The organism is Nocardia sp. IFM 10818 (assembly GCF_054655275.1).
This window is the reverse complement of sequence record NZ_BAAHJH010000001.1, coordinates 1,449,035-1,473,003: the sequence shown is the minus strand read 5'-3', so window position 1 is coordinate 1,473,003 and position 23,969 is coordinate 1,449,035. Positions and strand designations below refer to the sequence as shown.

At 68.4% G+C, this 23,969-nt stretch carries 26 protein-coding genes; 11 read left to right on the top strand and 15 right to left on the bottom strand.

What is annotated here, in order from left to right; translation table 11 throughout:
• Positions 1-5: 5 nt before the first annotated feature.
• On the bottom strand, positions 6-824 hold the full coding sequence (locus ACYQ5L_RS06455; protein ID WP_459956227.1) for a maleylpyruvate isomerase family mycothiol-dependent enzyme: 819 nt from the start codon (positions 822-824) through the stop codon (positions 6-8).
• Complete coding sequence (locus tag ACYQ5L_RS06450) at positions 821-1,270, bottom strand: HIT family protein (RefSeq protein ID WP_459956225.1); 450 nt, start codon at positions 1,268-1,270, stop codon at positions 821-823. Before ACYQ5L_RS06450 ends, ACYQ5L_RS06455 begins: the two co-directional genes overlap by 4 nt.
• Positions 1,271-1,671: 401 nt before the next feature.
• Here ACYQ5L_RS06450 and ACYQ5L_RS06445 point away from each other — a divergent pair, with 401 nt between their 5' ends.
• The 5 genes from ACYQ5L_RS06445 (at position 1,672) to ACYQ5L_RS06425 (ending at position 6,047) form a co-directional block, all read left to right on the top strand.
• Positions 1,672-2,790: a Re/Si-specific NAD(P)(+) transhydrogenase subunit alpha gene (locus ACYQ5L_RS06445; protein ID WP_459956223.1), complete on the top strand. Its 1,119-nt coding sequence runs from the start codon at positions 1,672-1,674 to the stop codon at positions 2,788-2,790.
• Positions 2,790-3,131, top strand: a complete 342-nt coding sequence (locus ACYQ5L_RS06440) for an NAD(P) transhydrogenase subunit alpha part 2 (protein WP_459956221.1) — start codon at positions 2,790-2,792, stop codon at positions 3,129-3,131. Before ACYQ5L_RS06445 ends, ACYQ5L_RS06440 begins: the two co-directional genes overlap by 1 nt.
• A gap of 1 nt (position 3,132) precedes the next feature.
• A complete protein-coding gene (locus ACYQ5L_RS06435) occupies positions 3,133-4,551 on the top strand; it encodes an NAD(P)(+) transhydrogenase (Re/Si-specific) subunit beta (RefSeq protein WP_459956219.1) in 1,419 nt (472 codons plus the stop codon).
• A 60-nt stretch (positions 4,552-4,611) separates the two neighbouring features.
• On the top strand, positions 4,612-5,187 hold the full coding sequence (locus tag ACYQ5L_RS06430) for a TetR/AcrR family transcriptional regulator (RefSeq protein WP_459956218.1): 576 nt from the start codon (positions 4,612-4,614) through the stop codon (positions 5,185-5,187).
• A gap of 71 nt (positions 5,188-5,258) precedes the next feature.
• Positions 5,259-6,047 (top strand): SDR family oxidoreductase, encoded by a 789-nt coding sequence (locus tag ACYQ5L_RS06425; RefSeq protein ID WP_459956217.1) that lies wholly within the window; start codon positions 5,259-5,261, stop codon positions 6,045-6,047.
• Positions 6,048-6,096: 49 nt separating this feature from the next.
• Here ACYQ5L_RS06425 and ACYQ5L_RS06420 read toward each other — a convergent pair whose 3' ends face one another.
• Together ACYQ5L_RS06420 and ACYQ5L_RS06415 are read right to left on the bottom strand one after the other, a co-directional pair.
• Complete coding sequence (locus ACYQ5L_RS06420) at positions 6,097-6,417, bottom strand: GroES family chaperonin (RefSeq protein ID WP_379200157.1); 321 nt, start codon at positions 6,415-6,417, stop codon at positions 6,097-6,099.
• Between the two features lie 9 nt (positions 6,418-6,426).
• The gene (locus tag ACYQ5L_RS06415) at positions 6,427-7,008 is read right to left on the bottom strand and encodes a TetR/AcrR family transcriptional regulator (RefSeq protein ID WP_459956216.1); all 582 of its coding nucleotides are present in this window, start codon (positions 7,006-7,008) and stop codon (positions 6,427-6,429) included.
• A gap of 158 nt (positions 7,009-7,166) precedes the next feature.
• Between ACYQ5L_RS06415 and ACYQ5L_RS06410 the strand changes: the two genes are divergently transcribed.
• From ACYQ5L_RS06410 to ACYQ5L_RS06400, 3 genes are all read left to right on the top strand, one after another.
• On the top strand, positions 7,167-8,618 hold the full coding sequence (locus ACYQ5L_RS06410; RefSeq protein WP_459956215.1) for an MFS transporter: 1,452 nt from the start codon (positions 7,167-7,169) through the stop codon (positions 8,616-8,618).
• A 338-nt stretch (positions 8,619-8,956) separates the two neighbouring features.
• Positions 8,957-10,276, top strand: a complete 1,320-nt coding sequence (locus ACYQ5L_RS06405; RefSeq protein WP_459963339.1) for an FAD-binding oxidoreductase — start codon at positions 8,957-8,959, stop codon at positions 10,274-10,276.
• A gap of 46 nt (positions 10,277-10,322) precedes the next feature.
• A complete protein-coding gene (locus ACYQ5L_RS06400) occupies positions 10,323-10,613 on the top strand; it encodes a GNAT family N-acetyltransferase (protein WP_459956214.1) in 291 nt (96 codons plus the stop codon).
• Here ACYQ5L_RS06400 and ACYQ5L_RS06395 read toward each other — a convergent pair.
• The 5 genes from ACYQ5L_RS06395 to ACYQ5L_RS06375 form a co-directional block, all read right to left on the bottom strand.
• Positions 10,610-10,954, bottom strand: a complete 345-nt coding sequence (locus tag ACYQ5L_RS06395; protein WP_379200149.1) for a hypothetical protein — start codon at positions 10,952-10,954, stop codon at positions 10,610-10,612. The two genes, ACYQ5L_RS06400 and ACYQ5L_RS06395, sit on opposite strands and share 4 nt — an antisense overlap.
• Before the next feature lie 153 nt (positions 10,955-11,107).
• On the bottom strand, positions 11,108-12,265 hold the full coding sequence (locus ACYQ5L_RS06390) for an acyl-CoA dehydrogenase (protein WP_459956212.1): 1,158 nt from the start codon (positions 12,263-12,265) through the stop codon (positions 11,108-11,110).
• Between the two features lie 174 nt (positions 12,266-12,439).
• Complete coding sequence (locus ACYQ5L_RS06385) at positions 12,440-13,129, bottom strand: TetR family transcriptional regulator (protein ID WP_459956211.1); 690 nt, start codon at positions 13,127-13,129, stop codon at positions 12,440-12,442.
• Between the two features lie 185 nt (positions 13,130-13,314).
• A complete protein-coding gene (gene purE / locus ACYQ5L_RS06380; RefSeq protein WP_459956210.1) occupies positions 13,315-13,851 on the bottom strand; it encodes a 5-(carboxyamino)imidazole ribonucleotide mutase in 537 nt (178 codons plus the stop codon).
• A complete protein-coding gene (locus tag ACYQ5L_RS06375; RefSeq protein ID WP_459963338.1) occupies positions 13,844-15,019 on the bottom strand; it encodes a 5-(carboxyamino)imidazole ribonucleotide synthase in 1,176 nt (391 codons plus the stop codon). Before ACYQ5L_RS06375 ends, purE begins: the two co-directional genes overlap by 8 nt.
• Positions 15,020-15,131: 112 nt before the next feature.
• On the opposite strand from ACYQ5L_RS06375, the gene ACYQ5L_RS06370 reads away from it, so the two are divergent.
• Positions 15,132-15,674, top strand: coding sequence for a GtrA family protein (locus tag ACYQ5L_RS06370; RefSeq protein ID WP_459956208.1), 543 nt, complete (start codon positions 15,132-15,134; stop codon positions 15,672-15,674).
• A gap of 63 nt (positions 15,675-15,737) precedes the next feature.
• On the opposite strand, the gene ACYQ5L_RS06365 is transcribed toward ACYQ5L_RS06370, so the two are convergent.
• From ACYQ5L_RS06365 to ACYQ5L_RS06340, 6 genes are all read right to left on the bottom strand, one after another.
• A complete protein-coding gene (locus ACYQ5L_RS06365; protein ID WP_459956206.1) occupies positions 15,738-17,270 on the bottom strand; it encodes a HAMP domain-containing sensor histidine kinase in 1,533 nt (510 codons plus the stop codon).
• The gene (locus ACYQ5L_RS06360) at positions 17,267-17,971 is read right to left on the bottom strand and encodes a response regulator transcription factor (protein ID WP_459963337.1); all 705 of its coding nucleotides are present in this window, start codon (positions 17,969-17,971) and stop codon (positions 17,267-17,269) included. The genes ACYQ5L_RS06365 and ACYQ5L_RS06360 overlap by 4 nt, the downstream gene beginning before the upstream one ends.
• Before the next feature lie 105 nt (positions 17,972-18,076).
• Positions 18,077-18,481, bottom strand: coding sequence for a hypothetical protein (locus ACYQ5L_RS06355; protein WP_459956204.1), 405 nt, complete (start codon positions 18,479-18,481; stop codon positions 18,077-18,079).
• A 125-nt stretch (positions 18,482-18,606) separates the two neighbouring features.
• Positions 18,607-19,920 (bottom strand): sensor histidine kinase, encoded by a 1,314-nt coding sequence (locus ACYQ5L_RS06350; RefSeq protein WP_459956203.1) that lies wholly within the window; start codon positions 19,918-19,920, stop codon positions 18,607-18,609.
• A 94-nt stretch (positions 19,921-20,014) separates the two neighbouring features.
• Complete coding sequence (locus ACYQ5L_RS06345; protein WP_459956201.1) at positions 20,015-20,692, bottom strand: response regulator transcription factor; 678 nt, start codon at positions 20,690-20,692, stop codon at positions 20,015-20,017.
• 9 nt (positions 20,693-20,701) lie between these two features.
• On the bottom strand, positions 20,702-21,247 hold the full coding sequence (locus ACYQ5L_RS06340; protein ID WP_459956199.1) for a PH domain-containing protein: 546 nt from the start codon (positions 21,245-21,247) through the stop codon (positions 20,702-20,704).
• Positions 21,248-21,415: 168 nt separating this feature from the next.
• On the opposite strand from ACYQ5L_RS06340, the gene ACYQ5L_RS06335 reads away from it, so the two are divergent.
• Complete coding sequence (locus ACYQ5L_RS06335; protein ID WP_459956197.1) at positions 21,416-22,369, top strand: acyl-ACP desaturase; 954 nt, start codon at positions 21,416-21,418, stop codon at positions 22,367-22,369.
• Between the two features lie 60 nt (positions 22,370-22,429).
• Entirely contained in the window at positions 22,430-23,935 is a 1,506-nt protein-coding gene (locus tag ACYQ5L_RS06330) for a serine/threonine-protein kinase (protein ID WP_459956195.1), read from the top strand.
• Positions 23,936-23,969 lie beyond the last annotated feature (34 nt).

Sequence of the window (23,969 nt, the reverse complement as noted above, 5' to 3'; positions counted from 1 at the left end):
GCGGCTCAGAGGGTGAAGGCCAGGGCGCGGACCAGGCGGTCGCCGAGGTCGCTATCGCCGGTAAGGGTGAATTCGCCGGTGTGCGCGTCGGCGGTCGTGCGGCCGCCGCGCAGGCGGGCGAACAGGCGCGAGTCCATGGCGACGACGACGGTGGCCGGGCCGGACAGGGATTCGACCAGGGCCGCTCGACCGGCCGCCACCTCGAGGTGCAGCTGCCGCGTGATCGGGCCGGTGAGTTCGACGGTGATCCGCGAACCCTCCGGTGCGGCCGCGCCCTTGACCACGGCCTTGCCGAGACCGGGCAGCAGTTCCTCATACGCGGTTTCGCCGCGCACACCGCCCTCGTCGACCGCGACGCCCAGCCCGTCGGCGATATCGTGCTCGTGCATCCAGCAGTCGAACAGGCGAATTCGCATGAACCGGCCGTAGGGAGCCATGCCCACCGGCGTCGGGACCGGCTGGGCCCACATCTCCGGGCTCGTCTCCGCGAGCGCCTTCGACCTGCGGCCGGTGACATCGCCGAACCGTGCCAGCAGCTGCGCACCCGTGAGCGGGCGCAGCGATTCGATCCATTTCTCATTGAGCGCGCCGATGTCGTTGCGAATGTGCGCGCCGGCCACCTCGATCTCCGGGGTCGGCTCGCCCAGCAGCATGGACTCGACCCCGATGACGTGCGCGATCACATCGAAGACCGTCCACCCGGGCAGCGCCGAGGGCGTCCGCCAGCCCGGCTCGTCCAGCCCGTCCACTAGCCGGGTGAGCGCGTCCCACTGGCCGGATAGGGCGGCGGCGATATCGGCGCGGTCCGGCACCGTGTCGGTCATGCGCTGGTTTCCTTCTCCTCGGCGGCGAGCCGGTCCAATCCGGCTCGGATGGCGGCGGCCGTGGCCTCCCGGTCGTGCGGGCGGCGCAGCACGAATCCCTTTGCGAAGGTGAACATGTCACCATCGCGGCGCGGCACCACGTGCAGGTGCACATGGCCCACGGTCTGGAAAGCGGCCTTGCCGTCGTTCATGACCAGATTCGCCGCGTGCGATCCGAGATCGCTGCGGCGCAGGGCCTTCGCCAGCCGGTGACCGAGGGTGAACAGCTGCGCGCCCAGCGCCGGGGTCAGCTCGTCCAGATCGGTCGCGTGCCATTTGGGAATCACCAGCGTGTGCCCCCGGGTGATGGGCCGGATATCGAGAAACGCCAGCAGGGTGTCGTCCTCGTATACCTTCGTCGCGGGCGCGGTGCCCGCCACGATCCGGCAGAAGATGCAGCCACTCACCCCGCAGACATTACGGCGTAAGAGTGATGCGCGACACCCCCGGCGGCCCCCCGCGGGCGGCTCACCTGCTCGCACACCCCTACGTAAGTAACCGGCCCCCTATGTACGTACTTGTCGCAGGTCATCGCGCCGCGCACGATTGGCGAGTCCGTTTCACAATAGAAAGGCGGGTTCCAGCCAGGAGGAATGGTCCGGGCACACCGCTTCTCCAGGAATACCGCCACAGGCGATTCGATTGAGCACAATGCACAGTCCGGAGCCCCGCGGAGCCCTTCGCACCACGCAGTGTGATGGTCATCTCCGCTACGCTCACCGCGGACCGGGTACAGTTGCGAGAATTCTCACGAACTTACTCAGCAGTAAGTTCGGCCCACCGTTGGACCGAGAAGGAAGTTAGACAAGTGGACACAACGCAGAGCGCACAGACCGCTGCGCCCCGCGGTGCGCGCGTCGGCGTGGTTCGTGAGACGAACCCGGACGAACGACGTGTCGCATTGGTGCCGAAGATCATTCCGTCCCTGCGCAAGCAGGGCGTGGAGGTGATCGTCGAGTCCGGTGCCGGTCTGGGCGCACTCATTCCCGATGAGCTCTACACCGAGGCCGGTGCCACCATCGGCGATCCGTGGAGCGCGGACGTGGTCGTGAAGGTCGCGCCGCCCAATGACTCCGAGATCGCGAAGCTGTCCGAAGGGCAGACGCTGATCGGGTTCCTCGCCCCGCGCAATGCCGACAACAAGATCGGCGCGCTGAAGGCGGCGGGCGTGCAGGCCTTTGCGGTGGAAGCGATTCCGCGCATCTCCCGCGCGCAGGTCATGGATGCGCTGTCCTCGCAGGCCAATGTCGCCGGCTACAAGGCCGTGCTGCTGGCCGCCTCGGAATCCACTCGATTCTTCCCCATGCTCACCACCGCGGCGGGCACCGTGAAGCCGGCGACCGTGCTGGTGCTCGGCGTGGGCGTCGCAGGCCTGCAGGCCCTCGCCACGGCCAAGCGCCTCGGTGGGCGCACCACCGGATACGACGTGCGCCCGGAGGTCGCCGATCAGGTACGGTCGGTCGGCGCGCAGTGGCTCGATCTCGGCATCGACGCCGCCGGTGAGGGCGGATACGCCCGCGAGCTCACCGACGAGGAGCGCGCTCAGCAGCAGCAGGCCCTCGAAGACGCCATCAAGGGCTTCGACGTGGTCATCACCACCGCGCTGGTGCCGGGCCGCCCGGCGCCGCGCCTGGTGACCGCCGCCGCGGTGGAGGGCATGAAGCCCGGCAGCGTGATCATCGATATGGCCGGTGAGACCGGCGGCAACTGCGAGCTCACCGAGCCCGGCAAAACCGTTGTGCGCCATGACGTCACCATTGCCTCGCCGCTGAACCTACCGGCGACCATGCCCGAGCACGCCTCCGAGCTGTACTCCAAGAACATTGCCGCGCTGCTGGAACTCATGCTGAAAGACGGTGCGCTGGCGCCCGATTTCGAGGACCAGGTGCTCGCGGACTCCTGCGTTACCCGTGAGGTGGATGCCTGATGTACACCGAACTGCTGGCGAATATCGCCATTCTGGTGCTGTCCGGATTCGTCGGCTTCGCCGTCATCTCCAAGGTGCCCAATACCCTGCACACCCCGCTCATGTCCGGCACCAATGCCATTCACGGCATTGTCGTGCTCGGCGCGCTGGTGACGCTGGGCAAGATGGAGGACCCCTCCATCGGCATTCAGATCATTCTGTTCGTGGCCCTGGTCTTCGGAACCCTGAACGTGGTCGGCGGTTTCGTGGTCACCGACCGCATGCTCGGCATGTTCAAGGGCAAGAAGGCCGCGCCGGCGGCCGAAGCGAAGCGCGAAGACGCAGTGAAGGCGGACCGCTGACATGGACAACCTGGTCAATATCCTCTACATCGTCGCCTTCTCGCTGTTCATCTACGGCCTGATGGGCCTGACCGGCCCGAAGACCGCGGTGCGCGGCAACTGGATCGCCGCGTTCGGCATGGGGCTCGCGGTCATCGCGACCTTCATCTCCATTCGCGACACCACCAACTGGATCATCATCATCGCCGGCCTGGTCATCGGTATCGCCCTGGGCGTGCCGCCGGCCAAGTTCACCAAGATGACGGCCATGCCGCAGCTGGTCGCCGCCTTCAACGGCGTCGGCGGTGGCACCGTGGCGCTGATCGCGTGGGCCGAATTCCTCGACACCACCGGCTTCTCCGCGTTCAAGCACGGGGAAGAGCCGACCGTGCACATCATTGTCGGCTCGCTGTTCGCGGCCATCATCGGCTCGATCTCGTTCTGGGGCTCGGTCATCGCCTTCGGCAAGCTGCAGGAGATCCTGCCCGGCAAGCCGATCGGCATCGGCAAGCTGCAGCAGCCGCTGAACATCCTGCTGCTCATCGCCGCGGTCGCGGCGGCCGTGGTCATCGGCCTGGGCGCCGCCGACGGCGGGGTGTCGCAGCTGTGGATGATCGGCCTGCTGGTCGCCGCGGGCATTCTCGGCCTCATGGTGGTGCTGCCCATCGGCGGCGCGGACATGCCCGTGGTCATCTCCCTGCTCAACGCACTGACCGGATTGTCGGCCGCCGCAGCGGGTCTGGCGCTCAACAACACCGCCATGATCGTGGCGGGCATGATCGTCGGCGCGTCCGGCACCATCCTCACCAATCTCATGGCCAAGGCCATGAACCGCTCCATCCCCGCCATCGTGGCGGGCGGATTCGGCGGTGGCGGAACGGCTCCCGGCGCATCGGGCGGCGAGCAGAAGCAGGCCAAGGCCACCTCCGCGGCGGATGCGGCGATCCAGATGGCCTACGCCAACCAGGTCATCGTGGTCCCCGGCTACGGCATGGCCGTCGCCCAGGCCCAGCACGCGGTCAAGGAGATGGCGGCCCTGCTCGAAGCCAAGGGCGTCGAGGTCAAGTACGCCATCCACCCGGTCGCGGGCCGCATGCCCGGCCATATGAACGTGCTGCTCGCGGAGGCCGAGGTCTCCTACGACGCGATGAAGGAAATGGACGACATCAACGGCGAATTCGGCCGCACCGACGTCGCCCTCGTCATCGGCGCCAACGACGTCACCAACCCGGCGGCGCGCGAGGACTCCTCGTCCCCGATCTACGGCATGCCCGTGCTGAACGTGGACCAGGCCAAGTCGGTCATCGTGCTCAAGCGCTCGATGAACTCCGGGTTCGCCGGCATCGACAACCCGCTGTTCTACGCGGACACCACCTCGATGCTCTTCGGCGACGCCAAGAAGTCCGTCGGCGCGGTCACCGAGGAACTGAAGGCGCTGTAGCGAATTCACGGAGATACCCCGTTCTTGACCTTGAGGTCAAGAACGGGGTATTTTCATGTCATGGGCAGGCCGCGCACCTTCGAGGCGGACACGGTGGTGGACCGCGCGATGGAGGCGTTCTGGACCCATGGGTACGGCAATACCTCGCCGGCGCAGTTGGCCGAGGCCACCGGCGTGGGAAAAGGAAGTCTGTACAACACCTTCGGCAGTAAGCGGGAGTTGTTCGACCGGGCGCTCGAGCGCTACGACCGGCAGGGTGTGGAATTCTGCACCGAGATCTTGAACCAGCCGGGGACCACCCGGGAACGGCTGCGGGCCTGGATGCGGTTCACGGTGGATTCCGATCTGGCGCAATCGGTTCGGCGCGGCTGCATGATGGTCAATACCGCCATGGAGCTGGGCGGGCATGACGCGGAGGCCACTCGCGCCGTCTCGCTCGCGCAGCAGCACATGATCGAGGTGTTCATCGCGCGCATCGAGCAGGGCAAGCGCGACCGGGATGTGCGGGCCGACGCCGATCCGCGGGCCACGGCCGAGTTCCTGCTGAACACCATTATGGGGCTTCGGGTTTCGGCCAAGAGCTCCGATCACACGACGCTGTACCGGATCATCGACACCGCGCTGACCACACTCTGATCCAAGGCCGCGACAGGCGGCCTTTTCTTCCGCCCTAGTTTTTGACCTGTAGTTCAAGAAAGGTACGCATCATGGATCTCGGACTGAACGGCAAGACCGCACTCGTCACCGGCGCCAGCCGGGGCATCGGACTGGCCGTCACCGAAGCATTGGCCGCCGAGGGCGTGCACGTGTTCGGCGTCGCCCGCACCATTACGCCCGAACTCGAAAAGGCCGCGGCCGGAACCGTATCCGCCGATCTGAGCACCACCGCGGGAGCCGTCGACGCGGTCGACGCGGCGCTCGCCGAGCTCGGCGGACTCGACATCCTGGTCAACAATGTCGGCGGCGGCGACGGGAACAAGCTCACGCTCGGCGGTTTCCTCGACATCACCGATGACCAGTGGCGAGACGTGTTCGCGCTCAACCTCTTCGGCGTCGTCACCACCACTCGCGCCGCACTGCCGAGCCTGCTCGAACGACGCGGCGCGATCGTGAACGTCTCCTCGATCAACGCCCGCGTCCCGGCCGTCGGACCCGCCGGGTACAGCGAGGCCAAGGCGGCCCTCACCGCGCTGGGCAAGCGGCTCAGCGAGGAGTTCGGCCCGCAGGGCGTACGGGTGAACACCGTCTCGCCGGGCGTGGTCGGCACGTCGATCTGGCGCGGCCCGGACAGCATCGGCGCGAAGTTCGCGGCGGCCAATGGCGTTGCGCAGGAGGATTTCCTCGCCGTCCTGCCGGAACAGTTCGACATCGCCTCGCGCCGGATATCCGAGCCGGAGGAGGTGGCCGATCTGGTCGCCTTCCTGAGCTCGGAGCGGGCGGCGAATATCGTCGGCGCGGACTTCGTCATCGACGGCGGCACCGTCAAGACGCTCTGACGATGGCGAACGGCCCGGGTCCCGATGCAGGGATCCGGGCCGTCGTGGTTCACAGGTACAGGCCGGTGCCGTGCTCGGGGCGCTCGTTGGCGACGGCGTGCAGATCACGTTCGCGCAGGACGTAGTAGGCCTGGGCCTGGATCTCGACCTCGTACTGGTCCTCGGCGCTGAAGAGGACCTGGTCGCCCACGTGGACGGCGCGGACGTGGGAGCCGACGCCGCAGACCTCACCCCACGAGAGGCGTTTGGCCACTTGGGCGGTGGCCGGGATGAGGATGCCGCCGCTGCTGCGCCGCTCGCCCGCCTCCTGGTTGATACGCACCATGACGCGGTCGTGCAGCATTTGGATTTCGAGCTTTGGATCGGACACCGCGGCAGTTTACTGCGGCGCGCCGACGACGCGGCGGATGGCATCCTTGGTCCAGGCGCGAATGGCGTCCACATCGTCGGGACCGTCCAGGATGAACGGGACCACCTGGGGCAGCATGGCCGGGTAGTTGATCATGCCCATGAGAAGCAGCAGGACATAACCGGGGGGCATGTCCTTGCGCATGAGGCCCTTGCCCTGCGCGGCGCCGACCTTGACGCGCTTCTGGTTGTAGCGCTCGGCGCGCACCTCGCCCGCGGTGCCGCTGCCGGGGCCGAGTTCCAGGGCCTCCCACATGAGCAGGCGGAGCAGTTCCGGGTGCTCGCGGTGGTAGTCGACGTGCTCGTCGATCCAGGTGTCGAGGTCCTCGATATCGGTGGTCACCGATTCGGCGACGTCGAGGACGGCCTTCTCCAGGACCTGATGGAAGAGCTGCTGCTTGTCGCCGAAGTAGGCGTAGATGAGCTGCTTGTTGGCATTGGCATTGCGGGCGATGCGGTCGACCCGGGCCCCGGCGATGCCGTAAGCGGCGAATTCGGCCATGGCGGCCGCGAAGATGCGCGCCTTCGTCGCCTCGGGATCCCTGGGAGCCATGTCTGCCATGGTAACCAACCAACCAGTTGACACAGGCTCGGACGGCGTGGAATAGTTCCAACTAACCGGTTGGTTGACTTCGCGAGAACTCGCATCACACGACGCAACGTCGCGTCGCGCGTCCCCCATTTCCCCGCTTACCCGTTCGGGAGAACGACGTGACAACTCTTCACACTCCGCCCGCCACAGCGCTCTCCGCGGCGCCGGGCGAGTTCGCCGCTCGCTGGCGGGCGCTGCCGGTCATCCTCAGCGCCATGTTCATGGCCATGTTCGACTACTTCGTGGTCAATGTGGCCGCCTCGTCCCTGCAGCACGACCTGCGCGCCTCCGAGGCCGCCCTGGAACTGGTGGTCGGCGGTTACGGATTCGCCTACGCCAGCGGGCTGGTCACCGGCGGCCGGCTCGGCGATCTGTTCGGCCATCGGCGCATGTTCGTCTTCGGCATGCTCGCCTTCGTGCTCGCCTCGCTGCTCTGCGGGCTCGCCTGGAACTCCTGGTCACTGGTGGGATTCCGGGTGCTGCAAGGGATTACCGCGGCGGCCATGATCCCGCAGCTGCTCGCCCTCATCAACACCATGTTCCCGGCGCACGAACGCCCCAGGGCCATGGCGGGATTCGGCGCCACCGTCGGTCTCGGCTCGGTGGCCGGCCAGGTGCTCGGCGGCGTGCTGCTCGACCTCGACCTGTTCGGCCTGGGCTGGCGAACCCTGTTCCTCATCAATGTGCCCATCGGCCTCGTCGCCGCGGTGCTCGCCGCCCGCTGGCTGCCCCGGTACGAGCAGACCCACCGCCCACGCCTGGATCTGATCGGCGCCCTGGGCATCTCGTCGGCGCTCGCGCTGGTGCTGATCCCGGTGACGCTCGGCCGCCCGGAAGGCTGGCCGCTGTGGACCTGGGCGGCCATGGCCGCCGCACTGCCCGTGCTGCTGGCGACCCTGCGCTACGAGAACCGGCTGCTGCGCACCGGCGGCCAGCCCGTCCTGGACACCACCCTCATCGGCGACCGGAAGTTCCTGGCGGGCATGGTGATCTCCGGCGGCTACCTGACCTTCTTCGCCGGCTTCATGCTGTGCCTGACCCTGCTGCTGCAGAACGGGCTCGGCATGGACCCGCTGGCCGCCGGGCTCACCTTCGCCCCGCTGGGCCTGTGCTTCGCGCTCAGTTCCTTCTTCGCCCGCCGCATCGCCGAGCGGATCGGCACTCGGGTCATCCTGCTGGGCGCGAGCATCAGCCTGCTCGGCATGCTGGTCACCAGCGGCGTGCTGGCCTGGTACGGCCCGGCGGTCAGCGCGGCGGTGCTGATCCCCGGCATGATGCTGGTCGGCGCGGGCAATGGCATGGCCATCCCGTCGACCATCGGCGCGGTGCTCTCCTCCGGCATCCCCGGCCATCAGGCCGGCATGGCCGCGGGCGTGCTCACCTCCGCACAGCAGTTCGGCAATGCCATCGGCGCGACCGTGCTGGGCACCATCTTCTTCAGCGCCCTCGGCACCGCGCACAGCACCGGCGATTTCGTGCACGCCATGGAAGTCGCCGGCCTGAGCGCCCTGGCCGTCATCGCGGTGGTGCTGGCCGCGGCCGTCATGCTGACGCGAACCAGCGCCGACTGAGCACCGGGAGCGGGCGCGGCACCCCCCGGGAATTCGCGCCCCTCTTTGTCGTGGCACCGGAAGCCAGGGATTCGCCGGACCGCGCGACCGTGGCAGCATCGAATCCGATCTTGTTGCGAGAAAGGACGTTTCACCATGGACCCCACATTGCCCCAGGGAAAGCCCGATATCGTCTCCTACCTCCTCGGCCTCCTCCGGCTGGCGCTGACCTCGGGCTCCGCACACTGACCCGGCGAACGGTTACGGACAAACGTGGCGGGACGACGTAGTTTCTGAGTGTGCACCCGAACAGCTCCGCCGTCGATCTCGACACCCTGCGCGACCTGCTCCCCGCGGGCATGGTGGTGACCGATCCGGAAATCCTTCTCGCCTACCGACAGGACCGGGCACTGGATCCGGACGCCGGAACCGCACTGGCTCTGGTCCGGCCGCTCACCACCGCGCAGGTGGCGGCGGTGGTGCGGTGGGCGAACGAGCACCGGGTGCCGATCGTGCCGCGCGGAGCGGGCACCGGCCTGTCCGGTGGGGCCACCGCGCAGTCCGGGGCGCTGGTGCTGAGCACCGAGAAGATGCGGGAGATCAGCGTCGATCCGGTGACGCGGACGGCCGTGGTGCAGCCCGGGCTGTTGAATGCCGAGGTCAAGCGGGCTGTCGCGGAGCAGGGGCTGTGGTACCCGCCGGATCCCTCGTCGTTCGAGATCTGTTCCATCGGCGGCAATGCCGCCACCAATGCGGGCGGGCTGTGCTGCGTGAAATACGGGGTCACCACCGATTACGTGCTCGGCATGGAGGTGGTGCTCGCCGATGGCACGGTGGTGCGGCTCGGCGGGCCGCGCTTGAAGGATTCCGCGGGGCTGTCGCTGACCAAGCTGTTCGTGGGCAGCGAAGGCACGCTGGGGATCATTACCGAGCTCACGCTGCGGCTGCTGCCCGCACAGCCGCCGCAGTCGACCGTGGTCGCCACCTTCCCGACGCTGACGGCCGCGACCGAGGCGATTCTGGCCATTACCGGGGCGCTGCGGCCGTCCATGCTGGAATTCATGGACTCGGTCGCCATCAACGCGGTCGAGGACGAATTGCGAATGGGCTTGGACCGCAAGGCCGCCGGACTGCTGGTGGCGCGTTCCGACGCCCCCGGCGAACACGCCGGGCAGGAGGCCGACATCATGCTGGCCGCCTGTGAAAAAGCCGGGGCCACCGAGGCTTTCCGCACCGACGACGAGGATGAGGGCGAGGCGTTCTGCGCCGCACGGCGATTCGCCATCCCGGCGGTGGAACGCAAAGGGCCGCTGCTGCTGGAGGATGTCGGCGTACCGCTCCCCCGGCTCGGCGATCTGGTCAATGGCATTGCCGAGATCGCCCGTGCCCGCGAGGTGCTCATCTCGGTCATCGCGCACGCGGGTGACGGCAATACCCATCCGCTGATCGTGCACGATCCGAACGACCCGGCCGAGGCCGAGCGCGCGCACCGGGCCTTCGGCGAGATCATGGACCTCGCGATCAGCCTGGGCGGCACCATTACCGGTGAGCACGGCGTCGGCCGGCTCAAGAAGGCCTGGCTGCCCGATCAGCTCGGGCCCGATGTGATGGCACTCACCCGCCGTATCAAAGACGCCCTGGATCCGCACGGGATTCTCAATCCCGGCGCGGTCATCTAGCCGATCCCCCGGAACAATCCACTTCGCAAGGGAGTTCACCCCGATCATGACCACCAGGCTGGAACACAATGCCGACGCCACCCGCTACGAGATCTACCTCGACGGCACTCTCGCGGGCTACGCCGACTACGCGGAGCGCACCCGGGGCGAGACGAAGATCCGCGACATCCAGCACACCCTCACCTTTCCCGAGTTCCGCGGCCGCGGCGTGGCGGCGCAGGTCGTGGAGTTCGCGCTGAACGACGCACGTGCCGAAGGCTTCTCGATCATCCCCACCTGCTGGTATGTCGAGAAGTACATTGCCGAGCACCCCGAATACGCCGACCTGGTGGCTTAATTGGCGCGGCGGTGCGTATCGCCGTAGCGGGGCTGTTCCCGTCGCCGCCACACCAGGAACTGCTTGTCGGTGACGCTGCACATGGCCTCGATCACCTTGTCGTTGTCGAAACCCGGTAGTGCCTGCAAGCGAGCCAGAAACGCGGTGTCGGCCGCCGAATGCGGCACCACGCAACCCTTACCGGTCGCACCGATCAGCACGAAGAACACATCCTCGGCGAACGGGCCGTCCGCCGTCGTAATGATCCGCACCTCCGCGAGTTCGGTCCACGCGACCTCTTCCACCCGTCCATTGGCCAGCGTGCGCCGGACGAAGGTGTCGTTGATTTCGACTCCGGCCATGGATCAATAGTGCCCCCGCCCGCGGCGGCAAAACAGTCCCGAAACCACTGCTTTACCTGAGGAAAAGGTAAAGAAAAGCTCCGGCGAACCGACCGTCCGTCGCAGCGACGGCGGGCCGGTCCCCGGAGCAATCCACTAGCTATTGAAGCGATTTCAGCGCAGCAGCTGACGCGACATGACCACGCGCTGAATCTGGTTGGTGCCCTCGTAGATCTGGGTGATCTTGGCATCGCGCATCATTCGCTCCACCGGGAAATCGGTGGTGTAGCCGGCGCCGCCGAAGAGCTGCACGGCATTGGTGGTGACCTCCATGGCCACATCGGAGGCGAAGCACTTGGCGGCGGCGGAGATGAAGCCCAGGTTCTTCTCACCGCGCTCGGCGCGGGCGGCGGAGGTGTAGACCATGAGGCGGGCGGCCTCGATCTTCATGGCCATATCGGCCAGCATGAACTGGGTGTTCTGGAAGTCGGCGATCGCCTTGCCGAACTGCTTGCGGTCCTTGGTGTAGGCGATGGCGGCGTCCAGCGCGCCCTGGGCCAGGCCCACGGCCTGCGCGCCGATGGTCGGGCGGGTGTGGTCCAGGGTCTGCAGGGCGGTCTTGAAACCGGTGCCCGGCGCGCCGATCATGCGGTCGCCCGGAACGCGGCAGTTCTCGAAGTACAGCTCGGCGGTCGGGGAACCCTTGATGCCCAGCTTGTGCTCCAGCGGGCCGACCACAAAGCCCTCGTCGTCCTTGTGCACCATGAACGCGGAGATGCCGTTGGCGCCCTTCTCGGCGTCGGTCACGGCCATGACGGTGTACCAGTCGGACTTGCCGCCATTGGTGATCCAGCACTTGGAGCCGTTGATGATCCAGTCGTCGCCGTCGGCCTTGGCGCGGGTGCGCATGGAGCCGGCGTCGGAGCCCGCCTCACGCTCGGACAGCGCGTAGGAGGCCATCTTGCCGTCGACGATGTCGGGCAGGACCTTGTTCTTGAGCTCCTCGGAGCCGTTCAGGATCAGGCCCATGGTGCCGAGCTTGTTGACGGCCGGGATCAGCGAGGAGGAACCGCACACGCGGGCGACTTCCTCGATGACGATGCAGGTGGCGACGGAATCCGCGCCCTGGCCGCCGTAGGCCTCGGGCACGTGCACGGCATTGAAGCCGGCGGCGTTGAGGGCGGTCAGCGCCTCCTCCGGGAAGCGGGAGTTGCCGTCCACGTCCTTCGCGTACGGGGCGATCTCCTTCTCGGACAGGCCGCGAATGGCCTCGCGCAGCTCGTGGTGAAAGTCCTCGAGCTGGAACAGGTTGAAATTCGGATTGCCCGCCATGGGTTCACTCCTGGTTCGTCGGTCGGGATCGCCGCTGCTTGGCCAGCGCCGTCACCAGCATCTCGGCACTCAGTGCCAATCGTGGCCGAGTATACGCCGCGAAATCGCGGCCACATGCGCATACTGCCCAGGGAAGCCGTGGCACGCAGTGTCATCTCTGCCACTGCGGGCCGCTCACAGCGTATCCAGCCGCCGGGCCAGCAGATCGGCGACCTGCCGGGGCGGCAGATCGCGCGGGAAGACCGCCACCACCATCTCCTCGGCCCGCGCCGCGGCGCCGTCGCGCGCCCCGCGCAAACCCCCGGCACCCCCGCGGGGGATGCGGTCCAGCGCGACACGCAGATCCGCCGGACTCGCGTCCGACTCGCCGCGCACCATGCGCCGCAGCAGATAGTTGTGCGTCGCGGTCACCGCCGCGGTGAACTGCACCAGCGCCAGATCCGACTCGCCCCGCAATCGGCTGCGCAGATAGTCGGTGAACAGCCGCTCGTAGCGGAACACCGTCACGATCTCGCGTTCCCGCAGCGCGGGCTCCTGCCGCACCACCCGGTACCGGCGCGCGGCCAGCTCCCGCCACTGGGTGAACCGCTCGAAGACCTCGACCACCGCCGCGCACACGGCCTCCCACGGATCGCCCTGCGCCGCGTCCAGGAAGGCCCGCGCCTGCGCCAGCTGCGATTCGTGATCGGCGAAGACCACATCCTCCTTGGACCGGAACTGCCGGAAGAAGGTGCGCCGCGAGATCCCGGCCGCGTCCGCGATCTCGTCGACGGTCGTGGCCTCGTACCCCTTCTCGGCGAACAGCCGCAGCGCCTGATCCACCACGGTCAGGCGGCGCGCGGTCGCGTCATCGTCAGGGGCCACATTCCTACCGTAAACGGCAGCTGCCACTACACCCTCCAAGACTGGAACTGGACGACTGGTTTCGCAAGATCCGGGTAACTCACCGGGTACGCCCAGAACCCAGGCGGTGCAGGACCGCCGGCACGCGTGCCGGAATCTCGGGGCACTCTGCCGTGCGCTGAAGTCGCGGAGAGGCGGGACAGCTCTCAGCCGAGGAGTTTGCTGCGGAGGGCGTCGTCCTTCTCCAGAACCATCTTCTCCAGATCGGCCTGGAATTGCTCCATGCGCGAACGCAATTCGGGGTTCGACGCCGCCAGGATGCGGACCGCCAGCAGACCCGCGTTGCGAGCGCCGCCGATGGAGACGGTGGCGACCGGGACGCCCGCGGGCATCTGGACGATCGACAGCAGCGAATCCATGCCGTCGAGATGCTTGAGCGGCACCGGGACGCCGATGACCGGCAGCGGGGTCGCGGAGGCGACCATGCCGGGCAGGTGCGCCGCGCCGCCCGCGCCCGCGATGATGACCTGGAGGCCGCGGCCGGCGGCCTCCTTCGCGTAATCGAGCATGCGCTGCGGGGTGCGGTGCGCGGAGACCACGCCGACCTCGAAGCGAACACCGAACTCCGCCAAGGCTTCCGCCGCGGCCACCATTGTGGGCCAGTCGGAGTCGCTGCCCATGATCAGGCCGACCGCCGGAGCGGGGCCTGCGGAGCGACCATCCGGTGCAGCGGTGTCAGTCATGATGTGGATCCCATCCGTCGGTCCAGATCGCGTGCGACATCCAGTGGGCCGCGCGCTCGGCTTTTTCGCGGGTCTCGACGAGATCGTCGCCGAGGATATTGATGTGGCCGATCTTGCGATCGGGGCGCTCGCCCTTGCCGTAGAGGTGCACCTTGGCCTCCGGCAGGCGGGCGGCCAGATGGTGCAGGCGCTCGTCCATGGACATCTCGGGAGCCTCGGGGGCGCCGAGGATATTGGCCATGACGACCACCGGGGCCAGCGGGCGGGTGCTGCCCAGCGGGTAGTCCAGAACCGCGCGCAGATGCTGCTCGAACTGACCGGTGCAGGCGCCGTCCATGCCCCAGTGACCCGAGTTGTGCGGGCGCATGGCGAGTTCGTTGACCAGCAGCACGCCGGACCGGGTTTCGAAGAGTTCCACGGCCATGACGCCGGTCACGCCCAACTCCGACGCCAGGCGCAGCGCCAGCGCCGACGCCTCGGTGGCCTTGGCCTCCGGCAGGTCGGGGGCCGGGGCGATGACGACGGCGCACTGGCCGTCGCGCTGCACGGTCTCCACGACCGGCCAAGCGGCGGCCTGCCCGAACGGCGAGCGGGCGACCATGGCGGAGAGTTCCCGCTTCAGCTCGACCTTGGCCTCGGCCAGCAGCGAAACACCGTGCGCGAGTTGGTCGGTGACGATCTTCTCGGTCTCGGCGGCGTCGGCGGGCATCCACACGCCGCGGCCGTCGTAACCGCCGCGCACCGCCTTCAGCACGAAGGGCCAGCCGTGCGCATCGCCGAAGGCCACGGCGTCGGTGACCGAGTTCACCTCGGTGAAAGCCGGAATCGGCACGCCCAGCTCCGCCAGCTTGCCGCGCATGGCCAGCTTGTCCTGGGCGAAGATCAGCGCCCGCGGCGGCGGCTGCACGTTCACGCCTTCGGCGATGAGCGCCTCGAGATGCTCGGTGGGCACGCCCTCGTGATCGAAGGTCAGCGCGTGCGAGCCGACGGCGGCCTTGCGCAGCGCCGCCAGATCGTGGTGGCTGCCGAAGACCACGTCCGGGGTCACCTGGGCCGCCGGATCGTCGGGTCGTTCGGCGAGCACGCGCAGCCGCTGGCCCAGCGCAATGGCCGCCTGATGGGTCATGCGCGCGAGCTGACCGCCGCCGATCATGGTGACGGTGGGCATCGCGGAGGAGTCGAAGGAACGGGCGCTCACGTTGGTCAATGTTGTCATGACACCTACCACCCCCTACCGTGCGGGTTGCTCACCGGTTCCGCGAGAGACGTAGACTCGCTCCGTGTCATTTGTCGACGACGTGATAAACGTCCTGCCCAAACCGCTGCGGGACCTCGCGGACCGCCATTCCGAACTGATCAAGTTCGCGATTGTCGGCGCGACGACGTTCGTCATCGACATCGGCATCTTCTACATCCTGAAGCTGACCATACTCGAGCCGAAACCCACGGTCGCGCGCATCCTGTCCGGCGTCATCGCCGTCATCGCGTCCTACATCCTGAATCGGGAGTGGACTTTCGATAAGCGCGGCGGCCGTGAGAAGCATCACGAGGCCCTGCTCTTCTTCGTCGTCAGCGGTATCGGCGTGCTACTGGCCAGCGTCCCGCTGTGGATTTCGAGCTACGTGTTCGATCTGCGCCAGCCGGATGTGAGTTTCACCGTCGAGAACATCGCCGACTTCGTCAGCGGCTTCATCATCGGCAATCTGCTGCAAATGGCGTTCCGATTCTGGGCACTTCGCAAATGGGTGTTTCCCGACGAAATGGCGGAACTCCAGGAGGAGCTCGAGGACCTCATCAACGAGGAGCAACTCGGACACAGCTGACGAAGACACCACTGCGGCCCGGAACCTGACGGTTCCGGGCCGCAGCCGTTTCGGGGCGGGCGGTCATTCGGGATCGGTCGGCACCGCGGGACGAGGCGCGAGCGTCACGCTGAGGCGAACACCGCCGAGCGGGCTCTGCTCGATGCTCGCCGCGCCCCCGTGCAGGCGCGCCTGCTGCGCCACCAGGGCCAGGCCGAGGCCGCTGCCAGGGGTCCGGCTCGCGCGATAGAAGCGCTCGAAAACCTTGGCGCGGTCCGCTTCCGGGATCCCGGCGCCGTCATCGTCGATAGTGAGCACAACGGTGCCGGGCGAAGCGCCGGCCGAGTCAGCGCGCACGGCGATCTCGATGCGCGAAGCATCACCGTGGCGGACCGCATTGGTGACGGCATTGTCGATGACGGAACGCAATCCGGCCACGAGGCCGCGCAGGCGGACAGGCTCGGCGGTATCGGTGCCGATGGTCACCGCCGGATGGGCGCGCCGCGCGTCCTCCACGACCTGATCCACGAGCTGACCCAGATCCACGTCCTCCCAGTCGGATTCGGTGGTGAGATCGCCGACGGCCAAGCGCTCCAGGGCATACAGGGTCGATTCGACGGTCTGCTGGCTGGCCAGCACATCGTCGAGAATCCCGGCGCGGTCGGCGTCGGACATCGGCAGCGAGCGCAGCACCTGCAGGTCGGTGCGCATGGCGGTCAGCGGGGTGCGCAGTTCGTGCGCGGCGGTGGCCGCGAAATCCCGTGCCGTGACCAGGGCTTCGCTGGTATGCCGGCGCTCCTCGGCGATCCGCCCGAGCATGGTGTTCATGGCCTCGGCCAATTCGGTGGTCTCACTGGCCGCCGACCGCGGCGGCTCCAGTTCCAGCCGATCCCCCAGACCGGCCGTGGCCGCGGTGAGCCGGCGCAGCGGCGCCACCGCGCCCGAGGCGAAATACCAGCCCAGCAGCGCGGCCAGGGCGGTCGCGCCGACCCCGATGGCGACGATCCGGATGCGCTGCTTGGTCACCGAATCCGCCACGACCTCACGCGATACGGCGATCATCACCGGCTTCCCGTCCACCGGCACCGTGCGCTGGAAATCCGGCAGGTCCGGCGCGAGTTCGGCGGGCACCGCACCGGTGATGAAGACCCGGCCTTCGTGAACGCCGTCGTGGTCGATGCCGTCATGGTCCAGGATCGGAGGAGTCGGTCCGGCGACCGCTCCGGGCCCCTCGGTCGTCACCGTCCCGTCCGCGTGCGTGACCGCGAGCGAGCTCACCAGCGTTCCCGCCTGCGTCCGGGCATCCGTCGGCGCCACCAGGAACAACAGGGCGCTCATCGCCCCCACCACGACCGCCGCCGTCGCGGCGCTGGCCAGCGCCACCCGCGTGCGCAGCGACAGCGGGCGTCTCGGGCGACGGCCCAGCGTGTCTCCCGCCGCGCGACGCACTGAGCGGAACGGGGCGGGCCTCCCGGCCGGCCCCACGAGGGCGCCTCCGGCCACCGTGCCCGCACTGCGTGCAGGAGCGAGACGGAAGCGGCTTCCGGCGCGGCGGCGGGTGGCGTCTCCGGCCCCCTCGCCCGCACGCCTCGTGCGGGCGAGGCGGAACCTGCTCATGCGTCGGTCCGCAGGACGAAGCCGACGCCGCGCACGGTGTGGACCAGGCGGGGTGTGCCGTTGGATTCGAGTTTGCGGCGGAGGTAGGAGACGAACACGTCGACCACTTTCGTCTGGGTTTCGAAGTCGTAGCCCCACACTCGGTCCAGCAGCTGGGCGCGGGTGAAGACCTGGCCGGGGGCGGCGGCCAGGGCCAGCAGCAGGTCGAATTCGCGTTTGGTGAGGTCGAGCAGGGTGCCGTCGATATAGGCGCGGCGGGCGCTGGGATGCACGACGAGCGGTCCGATGACCGTGCGGTCATCGGACTCGTGCGCCGGGGCGGGGGCGCGGCGCAGCATGGCGCGCAGGCGGGCGATGAGCTCGCCGAAATCGAACGGCTTGGTGAGGTAGTCGTCGGCGCCCGCCTCCAGCGCGCCGATGCGGTCGGTGACCTCCGAGCGGGCGCTGAGCACGCAGATCGGGATGTCATTGCCGAACGAGCGCAGGGCCGTCACCACCTGGACGCCGTCGAGCAGCGGCATATTGAGATCCAGCACCATGGCCTGCGGTGCGCTCGCGGTGATGCGCTGCAGCGCGGCGGCGCCGTCGGTCGCGGTCTCGACCTCGAAACCGGACAGCCGCAGCCCGCGCGCCAGCGACTCCAGCACCCGGGCGTCATCGTCCACAACCAGAATCCGGGGACTAATCACGGCACCGACGATACTGACGCGCAAACCCGCCGACCTGTGAAAATCCGGTCAATCGGGAGTGCTCGCCGGGCCGCAAGGGGTTCGGCCCGGCGAGCCGGTTCGAGCGCACCGACCGGATCAGCCCGCGCTGCCGGTGGACGGCAGGGTGGCGCGCGGGACGACCGTCACCGCGTGATCGCCCGGATGGCCCGGGTGCTGCTGGATGATGACGCCGGGACCCGGCTCGACGTGCGCGCCGGGCCCGATGGGCAGGGCCGGGACCGCGCCGGGCGGCAGCTGCGACAGATCGCCGCGCTGCACGGTGACCGTGCCGTCCGGGTTCTTGGTCACCAGGACGTGCTCGCCGTCCGGACCGCCGGGCAGCGCCGGCACGCCCGGCTGCCCGGGGCTCACGATGACCGGGCCCGAAACATCCTCCGGCGTCTCGGCATTCGCGATTCCCGGCGCCAGCAGCGCGCCGATCACGGCCACGCCCGCAATGCCTCCGGCGAGGGCGCCCCGGCGAATGGTGGACTTCTGCATCTGTGCTCCTTCGAACTCCTCGGCGATCTGTCGCCGGTCCGCTCTGGACGAATCCGAAGGTATGGAGCGAATTATCGGCCCCGGCTAGTGAACGGTTAGGGAATCGATAGAAAGAGCGCGGGGCGTCAACGCGGCTCTGTCATAGCGGTATTCGCGGGCTTGTCCGCCGTGGACGAGCCGAGGAAGACCGCGAACAGGGCGGGACGGCGGCGCTGCAGCTCCAGGCGGCCGCCGTCGGCTTCGATGAGGGCGCGGGCCAGGGCCAGGCCCACACCGGTGGATCCCGCGGCGGAGAAGCCGCGGTCGAAGATGTGCGGGGCGAGCTCGTCGCGCACGCCGTCGCCCTCGTCGGCCACTTCCACGCAGACCAGCGGATCGCGATCGTCGCGGCCGCCGGTGACCGTGCGCACCGAGACCGTGCAGGTGCCGCCGCCGTGCATGAGGGCATTGTCCACCAGCACCGCCAGCGCCTCCCGCAGCCGGGAGCCGGTCACCGGCGCGGTCAGCGTGGGATCGCCCAGCAGCACCAGCTTGCGGCCCGCCTCCGCGAAGGGATGCCGCCATTCGGCCACCACACCGCGCAGCTCCGCCACCACCGGCACCGGATCGCGGTCGGCGGCGCCCTCGTCGCGGGAGGCGCGCACCAGCTCGTCGATGGCGTCGGTGAGCCGATCCACCTGCGCCATGGCCTCTTCCGCCTCGTGCACCACATCCGGATCGTCGTGGGTGGACAGCTCGTCCAGGCGCAGCCGCACCGCCGTCAACCGGCTGCGCAGCTGGTGCGAGACATCCGCCACCAGGGCGTGCTCGCGCTGCAGCCGGCCCGCGATCTCCACCGTCGCCGAATCCAGCACATCGGAGACGCGATCCAGTTCGGTAATGCCGTGCCGGCGCGGATCGGCGCGGAAGTCGCCCTTGGCCAGGCGGGCCGCGCGCGCCGCCACATCGCGCAGCGGATCGGCCACCCGGCGCGCGGTCACCACCGCCACCGCGATGCCCGCGCCCAGCGAGATGAGCACCAGGCCCAGCACCGCGCCCAGGGCCTGGCGCTGCATCGAATGCATCGGCGCCGCAGGGGTTTCCAGCCGCAGCGAACCGGAGGTGCCCATGGCCAGGGATTCGGAGATGGGATCGTTCACCATATCCGCGCCGATGTCGATGCGCGAGGCATTGTCCTGCGGCGTCGGATACACGATGGTCAGCCGCCCGCCCGTCGGGATGAGCGGCCGCACCGAGCGCAGATCCAGTTCGCCGTGCACCAGCCCGTCGTCGTGCTCCTGGGCGACCACCTCGACCGCGATGCGGTCGAGCCGGCTGCGCAGTTCGCCGCGGCTGATGTCCTCCACCCACTGCCAGGCCGTGAAGGCCAGCGGCACACCGAGCACCAGGGTGGTGAGGGTCAGCGCAGCCACCATGGACAGCAGAATCCTGCGTCTCATCGTCGAGATGCCTCGCTTCGCTGGGCCTTGGGAAGGTTGGAGCGTGCCGGGACCGACCAGCACCGGCGCACGGAACAGCACGGGCTCGGGCGGGCTAGTCGGTGTTGAAGCGGAAGCCTACGCCGCGCACGGTCACGATCCGGCGCTCGGCCACCGGCCCCTCGTCGCCGATCTTGCGGCGCAGCCAGGACATGTGCATATCGAGGGTCTTGGAGCCGCGCAGGTCGGCGTCGCCCCAGACCTCGCGCAGTATCGTCTCCCGCGACACCACCTGCCCGGCCCGGTCGATGAGCACCTTGAGCAGCTCGTACTCCTTGTTGGCGAGGTTCACCTCGAGCCCGTTCACCAGCACCCGGCGCGCGGCCGGCTCCAGCCGGATACCGCCCACCTCCACGGCCTCGTCCCCGATTCCGCTGCGTCGCAGCAGGGCTCGCACCCGGGCCAGCAGTTCCGCCAGCCGGAACGGCTTGCCCACGTAGTCGTCGGCGCCGGCGTCCAGGCCGACCACGAAATCCACCTCGTCGGTGCGCGCGGTGAGCATGAGCACCGCCAGGTCCGCCCCCCGCGCCCGCACCTGGCGGCAGACCTCGAGGCCGTCCATGCCGGGCAGGCCGAGATCCAGGATGAGCAGGTCGTGACCGCCCTCCAGGGCCCGCTCCAGGACCGCCGGGCCGTAGCTCTCCACGGTCACCGAATAGCCCTCACGCCCCAGCGCTCGCGATAGCGGCGCGGCAATCGCCTCGTCGTCTTCGGCCAGCAGTACGGCGGTCACGGGACAAGCCTACGGGTAGCCCGCCTCGGATCCGTAGTAGCCGCCACCGTTTCCATTGTTCTGCACCACATCGAAGACCTGGTGGTAGAGCATGGCGTGCACCTTCTGCACCTGCGGGATGTCGTCGTACTCCAGCGGCTCGTCCGAGGCCGATCCGATGATCAGGGTGCCGGTGCCGAGCATCCGGTCGAACAGGCCGTGCCGGAATTGCACATTCGAGATGCGATTCATCGGAATATCGATTCCGGTGTGGGTCAGCACACCCTGCCGGATCAGCACCCGCCGATCGGTCACGATGAAATGCGTCGACTTCCACCGAATGAGCGCGGAGACGCTGCGCCACAACACGATCGCCAGCCAGATCAGCAGAATCGCGAGCAGCAGCCAGGAACGCGGCGGATCCTCGGTGCGGCGCGAAACCACGCCCGCGGCGAATCCGGCCAACGCGGTAATCAGGATGAAAGTCACAGCGGGCCAGAACAACATCTTCCAATGCGGATGACGATGCAGCACCAGCTGCTCCTCCGGCGCCAATGCCTCCTCCGGATAACCCATGCGGACAACCTACCGCGCGGAGATGTCAGAATGCCTGACGCCGAGCAGCGGTGTGAAGCACAATATTGCGTCCGCCGCGTAGCATCGGCGACCACGATCTGCCTTTCGCGAGCTGTCCCCTGCACGACCCGTCCGGATCCCGACCGGCGCATGACACAGGAGGCGTGTGTGACCCGAGAGTTGACGCAGTTCCAGATACTCAAAGAGCTCGAACCGGTGGCCGAGCAGAACCTGAACCGCCACCTGTCCATGGCCAAGGACTGGAACCCGCACGATTACGTGCCGTGGGATCTGGGCCGCAATTTCGCCGCCATGGGCGGTGAGGATTGGGATCCCTCGCAGTCGTCGCTGTCCGAGGTCGCCAAGATCGCCATGGTCACCAATCTGCTCACCGAGGACAACCTGCCCTCCTACCACCGGGAGATCGCCGAGAACTTCTCCCAGGACGGCGCCTGGGGAACCTGGGTAGGCCGCTGGACCGCCGAGGAGAACCGGCACGGCATCGTCATCCGCGACTACCTGGTGGTCACCCGCGGCGTGGACCCGGTCGCCCTCGAAGAGGCCCGTATGATCCACATGACCCAGGGCGCGCAGTCCCCCGACGACTGGGGCGGATTCCTGGAGAACGTCGCCTACGTGACCTTCCAGGAGCTCGCGACCCGCGTCTCGCATCGCAATACCGGCAAGGTCTGCAACGATCCCATCGCCGACCGCATGCTGCAGCGCATCGCCGCCGACGAGAACCTGCACATGATCTTCTACCGCACCATGTGCGGCGCCGGCCTGGACCTGGTGCCGGATCAGGCGCTGGAGGCGATCGTGAAGGTGCTGACCAATTTCGTCATGCCCGGCGCGGGCATGCCCAACTTCCGCCGCAATGGCGTGATGATGGCCAAGCACGGCATCTACGACCTGCGCCAGCATCTGGAAGAGGTCGTCAATCCGGTGCTCAAGCACTGGAACATCTTCGGGCGCAACGACTTCGGCTCCCGCGGCGAGCAGGCCCGGGAGGAGCTCGGCACCTTCGTGGAGAAGCTCGAGGCGGACGTGGTCAAGTTCGAGGAGCAGCGCGACCGGCTGCTGGCCCGCGAGGCCGCGCGCGGTCAGTTGCAACCGGCCTGAGCAATTCCGGCAAAAAGGGGTAGTACCCCATGAGAGGCATCCGACACAGGAGGACTTCTCATGGGGCACAGCTCTTTCGGCCCCTACCGACTCGAAACCCTACTGGGCAACGGTGGCACCGGGCAGGTCTGGCGGGCGCACCACACCGACACCGAACGCACGGTCGCGCTGAAGATACTGGCCCGTGAGCTGACCGCGGACCGCGTCTACCGACAGCGCTTCCAGCGCGAGGCCCGGGCCGCGGCCCGGCTGCGGGAACCGCACGTCGTGCCCATCCACACCTTCGGGGAGCACGACGGCCGGCTGTTCATCGACATGGCCTTCATCGAGGGCACCGATCTGGCCACCCGGCTGCGCACGACGGGGCCGCTGCCGCCGGACGAGGCCGTCGAGATCGTGGCCCAGGCGGCCGCCGCGCTCGACGCGGCCCACGACTCCGGGCTCGTGCACCGCGATGTGAAGCCCTCCAATATCGTCGTCACGCCCGGCGGCTTCGCCTATCTCATCGACTTCGGCACCGCCCAGCAGATCGGCCAGAGCACGCTCACCGGCTCCGGCCTGGTGATCGGCACGCCCGCCTATATGGCCCCGGAGCGCTTCATCGGCAGCGCCACCGCCCGCTCGGACATCTACTCGCTGGGCTGCGTGCTCTACGAATGCCTCATCGGGCGAAGGCCGTTCCACTGCGACAATGCCGCCCAGCACATGCACGCGCACCTCACCGCCGAACCCCCGCGCGCGAGCCTGGCCGATCCGGCGCTGCCCGCCGAGCTGGACCAGGTCATTCTCCGCGCGCTGAGCAAGAATCCGGAGCAACGCCATTCCACCCCGGGCGAATTCGCGGCCGCGGCCTGCCGTGCACTGGCCGACGCCGCCACCGCGCCCACCGCTCCCCTGCCCGCCACGACCGGGACCACACCGCTCACGGCCGCCATCGTGCCCGCATGGGACCGGCCTGCGACCGCGCAGGACACCTCTGGGCGAGCGAAGACGACTCCGGAACGGTCGCAGCGAATCTCGCATCGGGCGGCAGCCCTCGTACTCGCAGCGCTCGCCACCGCCGCGGGCGCGACGGTATGGCTGGCCGGCGGTGATCCCCCGGCACAACAGGATCCGAATCCGGCCATCGTGCCCACGCAGAGCGAACTTCCCGCATCGGTGCAACCGAGCGAGCGAGCGGGCGTGGTCCCGACGGAAACGCTTGGAAACCAACCGAGTTCGGCGTATCGGACGGAGACCGCGCCGACGGAGCGAACCGGGTCCGATGCAACGGAACCGGTTGTCCCACAGTCGGTTCCGTCCACCGCCGCGGAGACGAATCCAGCCGAGGCGACGCCCGGCCCAACGACAGTGCCCCCCGAGACGACGAGTGCTCCGACGATTACGTTCCCGTTCCCTCCGCCCAGCTTCCCCGGAATACCCGGAAACAATCAAGGTCCCGGCAACAGCGGCAACAGCAATGGGCAAGGCAACGGGCACGGCAACGGCAACGGGCACGGCAACGGCAACGGCAATGGGCAAGGTCACCGGCCCGAAGAAAGCCGGACCCCTGATCCGAACGGGTGATCCGATCACGCGCCGCACGCCCGCCCGCCGCGCG

Excerpts from the sequence above, each read along its gene's own strand:
- ACYQ5L_RS06375 (WP_459963338.1), bottom strand. The coding sequence starts at position 15,019 with ATGCCCACCGTCACCATGATCGGCGGCGGTCAGCTCGCGCGCATGACC.
- ACYQ5L_RS06430 (WP_459956218.1), top strand. The coding sequence starts at position 4,612 with ATGGGCAGGCCGCGCACCTTCGAGGCGGACACGGTGGTGGACCGCGCG.
- ACYQ5L_RS06395 (WP_379200149.1), bottom strand. The coding sequence starts at position 10,954 with ATGGCCGGAGTCGAAATCAACGACACCTTCGTCCGGCGCACGCTGGCC.
- ACYQ5L_RS06390 (WP_459956212.1), bottom strand. The coding sequence starts at position 12,265 with ATGGCGGGCAATCCGAATTTCAACCTGTTCCAGCTCGAGGACTTTCAC.
- purE (WP_459956210.1), bottom strand. The coding sequence starts at position 13,851 with ATGACTGACACCGCTGCACCGGATGGTCGCTCCGCAGGCCCCGCTCCG.
- ACYQ5L_RS06340 (WP_459956199.1), bottom strand. The coding sequence starts at position 21,247 with ATGGGTTATCCGGAGGAGGCATTGGCGCCGGAGGAGCAGCTGGTGCTG.
- ACYQ5L_RS06440 (WP_459956221.1), top strand. The coding sequence starts at position 2,790 with ATGTACACCGAACTGCTGGCGAATATCGCCATTCTGGTGCTGTCCGGA.
- ACYQ5L_RS06365 (WP_459956206.1), bottom strand. The coding sequence starts at position 17,270 with ATGAGCAGGTTCCGCCTCGCCCGCACGAGGCGTGCGGGCGAGGGGGCC.
- ACYQ5L_RS06405 (WP_459963339.1), top strand. The coding sequence starts at position 8,957 with ATGGTGGTGACCGATCCGGAAATCCTTCTCGCCTACCGACAGGACCGG.
- ACYQ5L_RS06355 (WP_459956204.1), bottom strand. The coding sequence starts at position 18,481 with ATGCAGAAGTCCACCATTCGCCGGGGCGCCCTCGCCGGAGGCATTGCG.
- ACYQ5L_RS06435 (WP_459956219.1), top strand. The coding sequence starts at position 3,133 with ATGGACAACCTGGTCAATATCCTCTACATCGTCGCCTTCTCGCTGTTC.
- ACYQ5L_RS06455 (WP_459956227.1), bottom strand. The coding sequence starts at position 824 with ATGACCGACACGGTGCCGGACCGCGCCGATATCGCCGCCGCCCTATCC.
- ACYQ5L_RS06350 (WP_459956203.1), bottom strand. The coding sequence starts at position 19,920 with ATGAGACGCAGGATTCTGCTGTCCATGGTGGCTGCGCTGACCCTCACC.
- ACYQ5L_RS06415 (WP_459956216.1), bottom strand. The coding sequence starts at position 7,008 with ATGGCTCCCAGGGATCCCGAGGCGACGAAGGCGCGCATCTTCGCGGCC.
- ACYQ5L_RS06330 (WP_459956195.1), top strand. The coding sequence starts at position 22,430 with ATGGGGCACAGCTCTTTCGGCCCCTACCGACTCGAAACCCTACTGGGC.
- ACYQ5L_RS06400 (WP_459956214.1), top strand. The coding sequence starts at position 10,323 with ATGACCACCAGGCTGGAACACAATGCCGACGCCACCCGCTACGAGATC.
- ACYQ5L_RS06425 (WP_459956217.1), top strand. The coding sequence starts at position 5,259 with ATGGATCTCGGACTGAACGGCAAGACCGCACTCGTCACCGGCGCCAGC.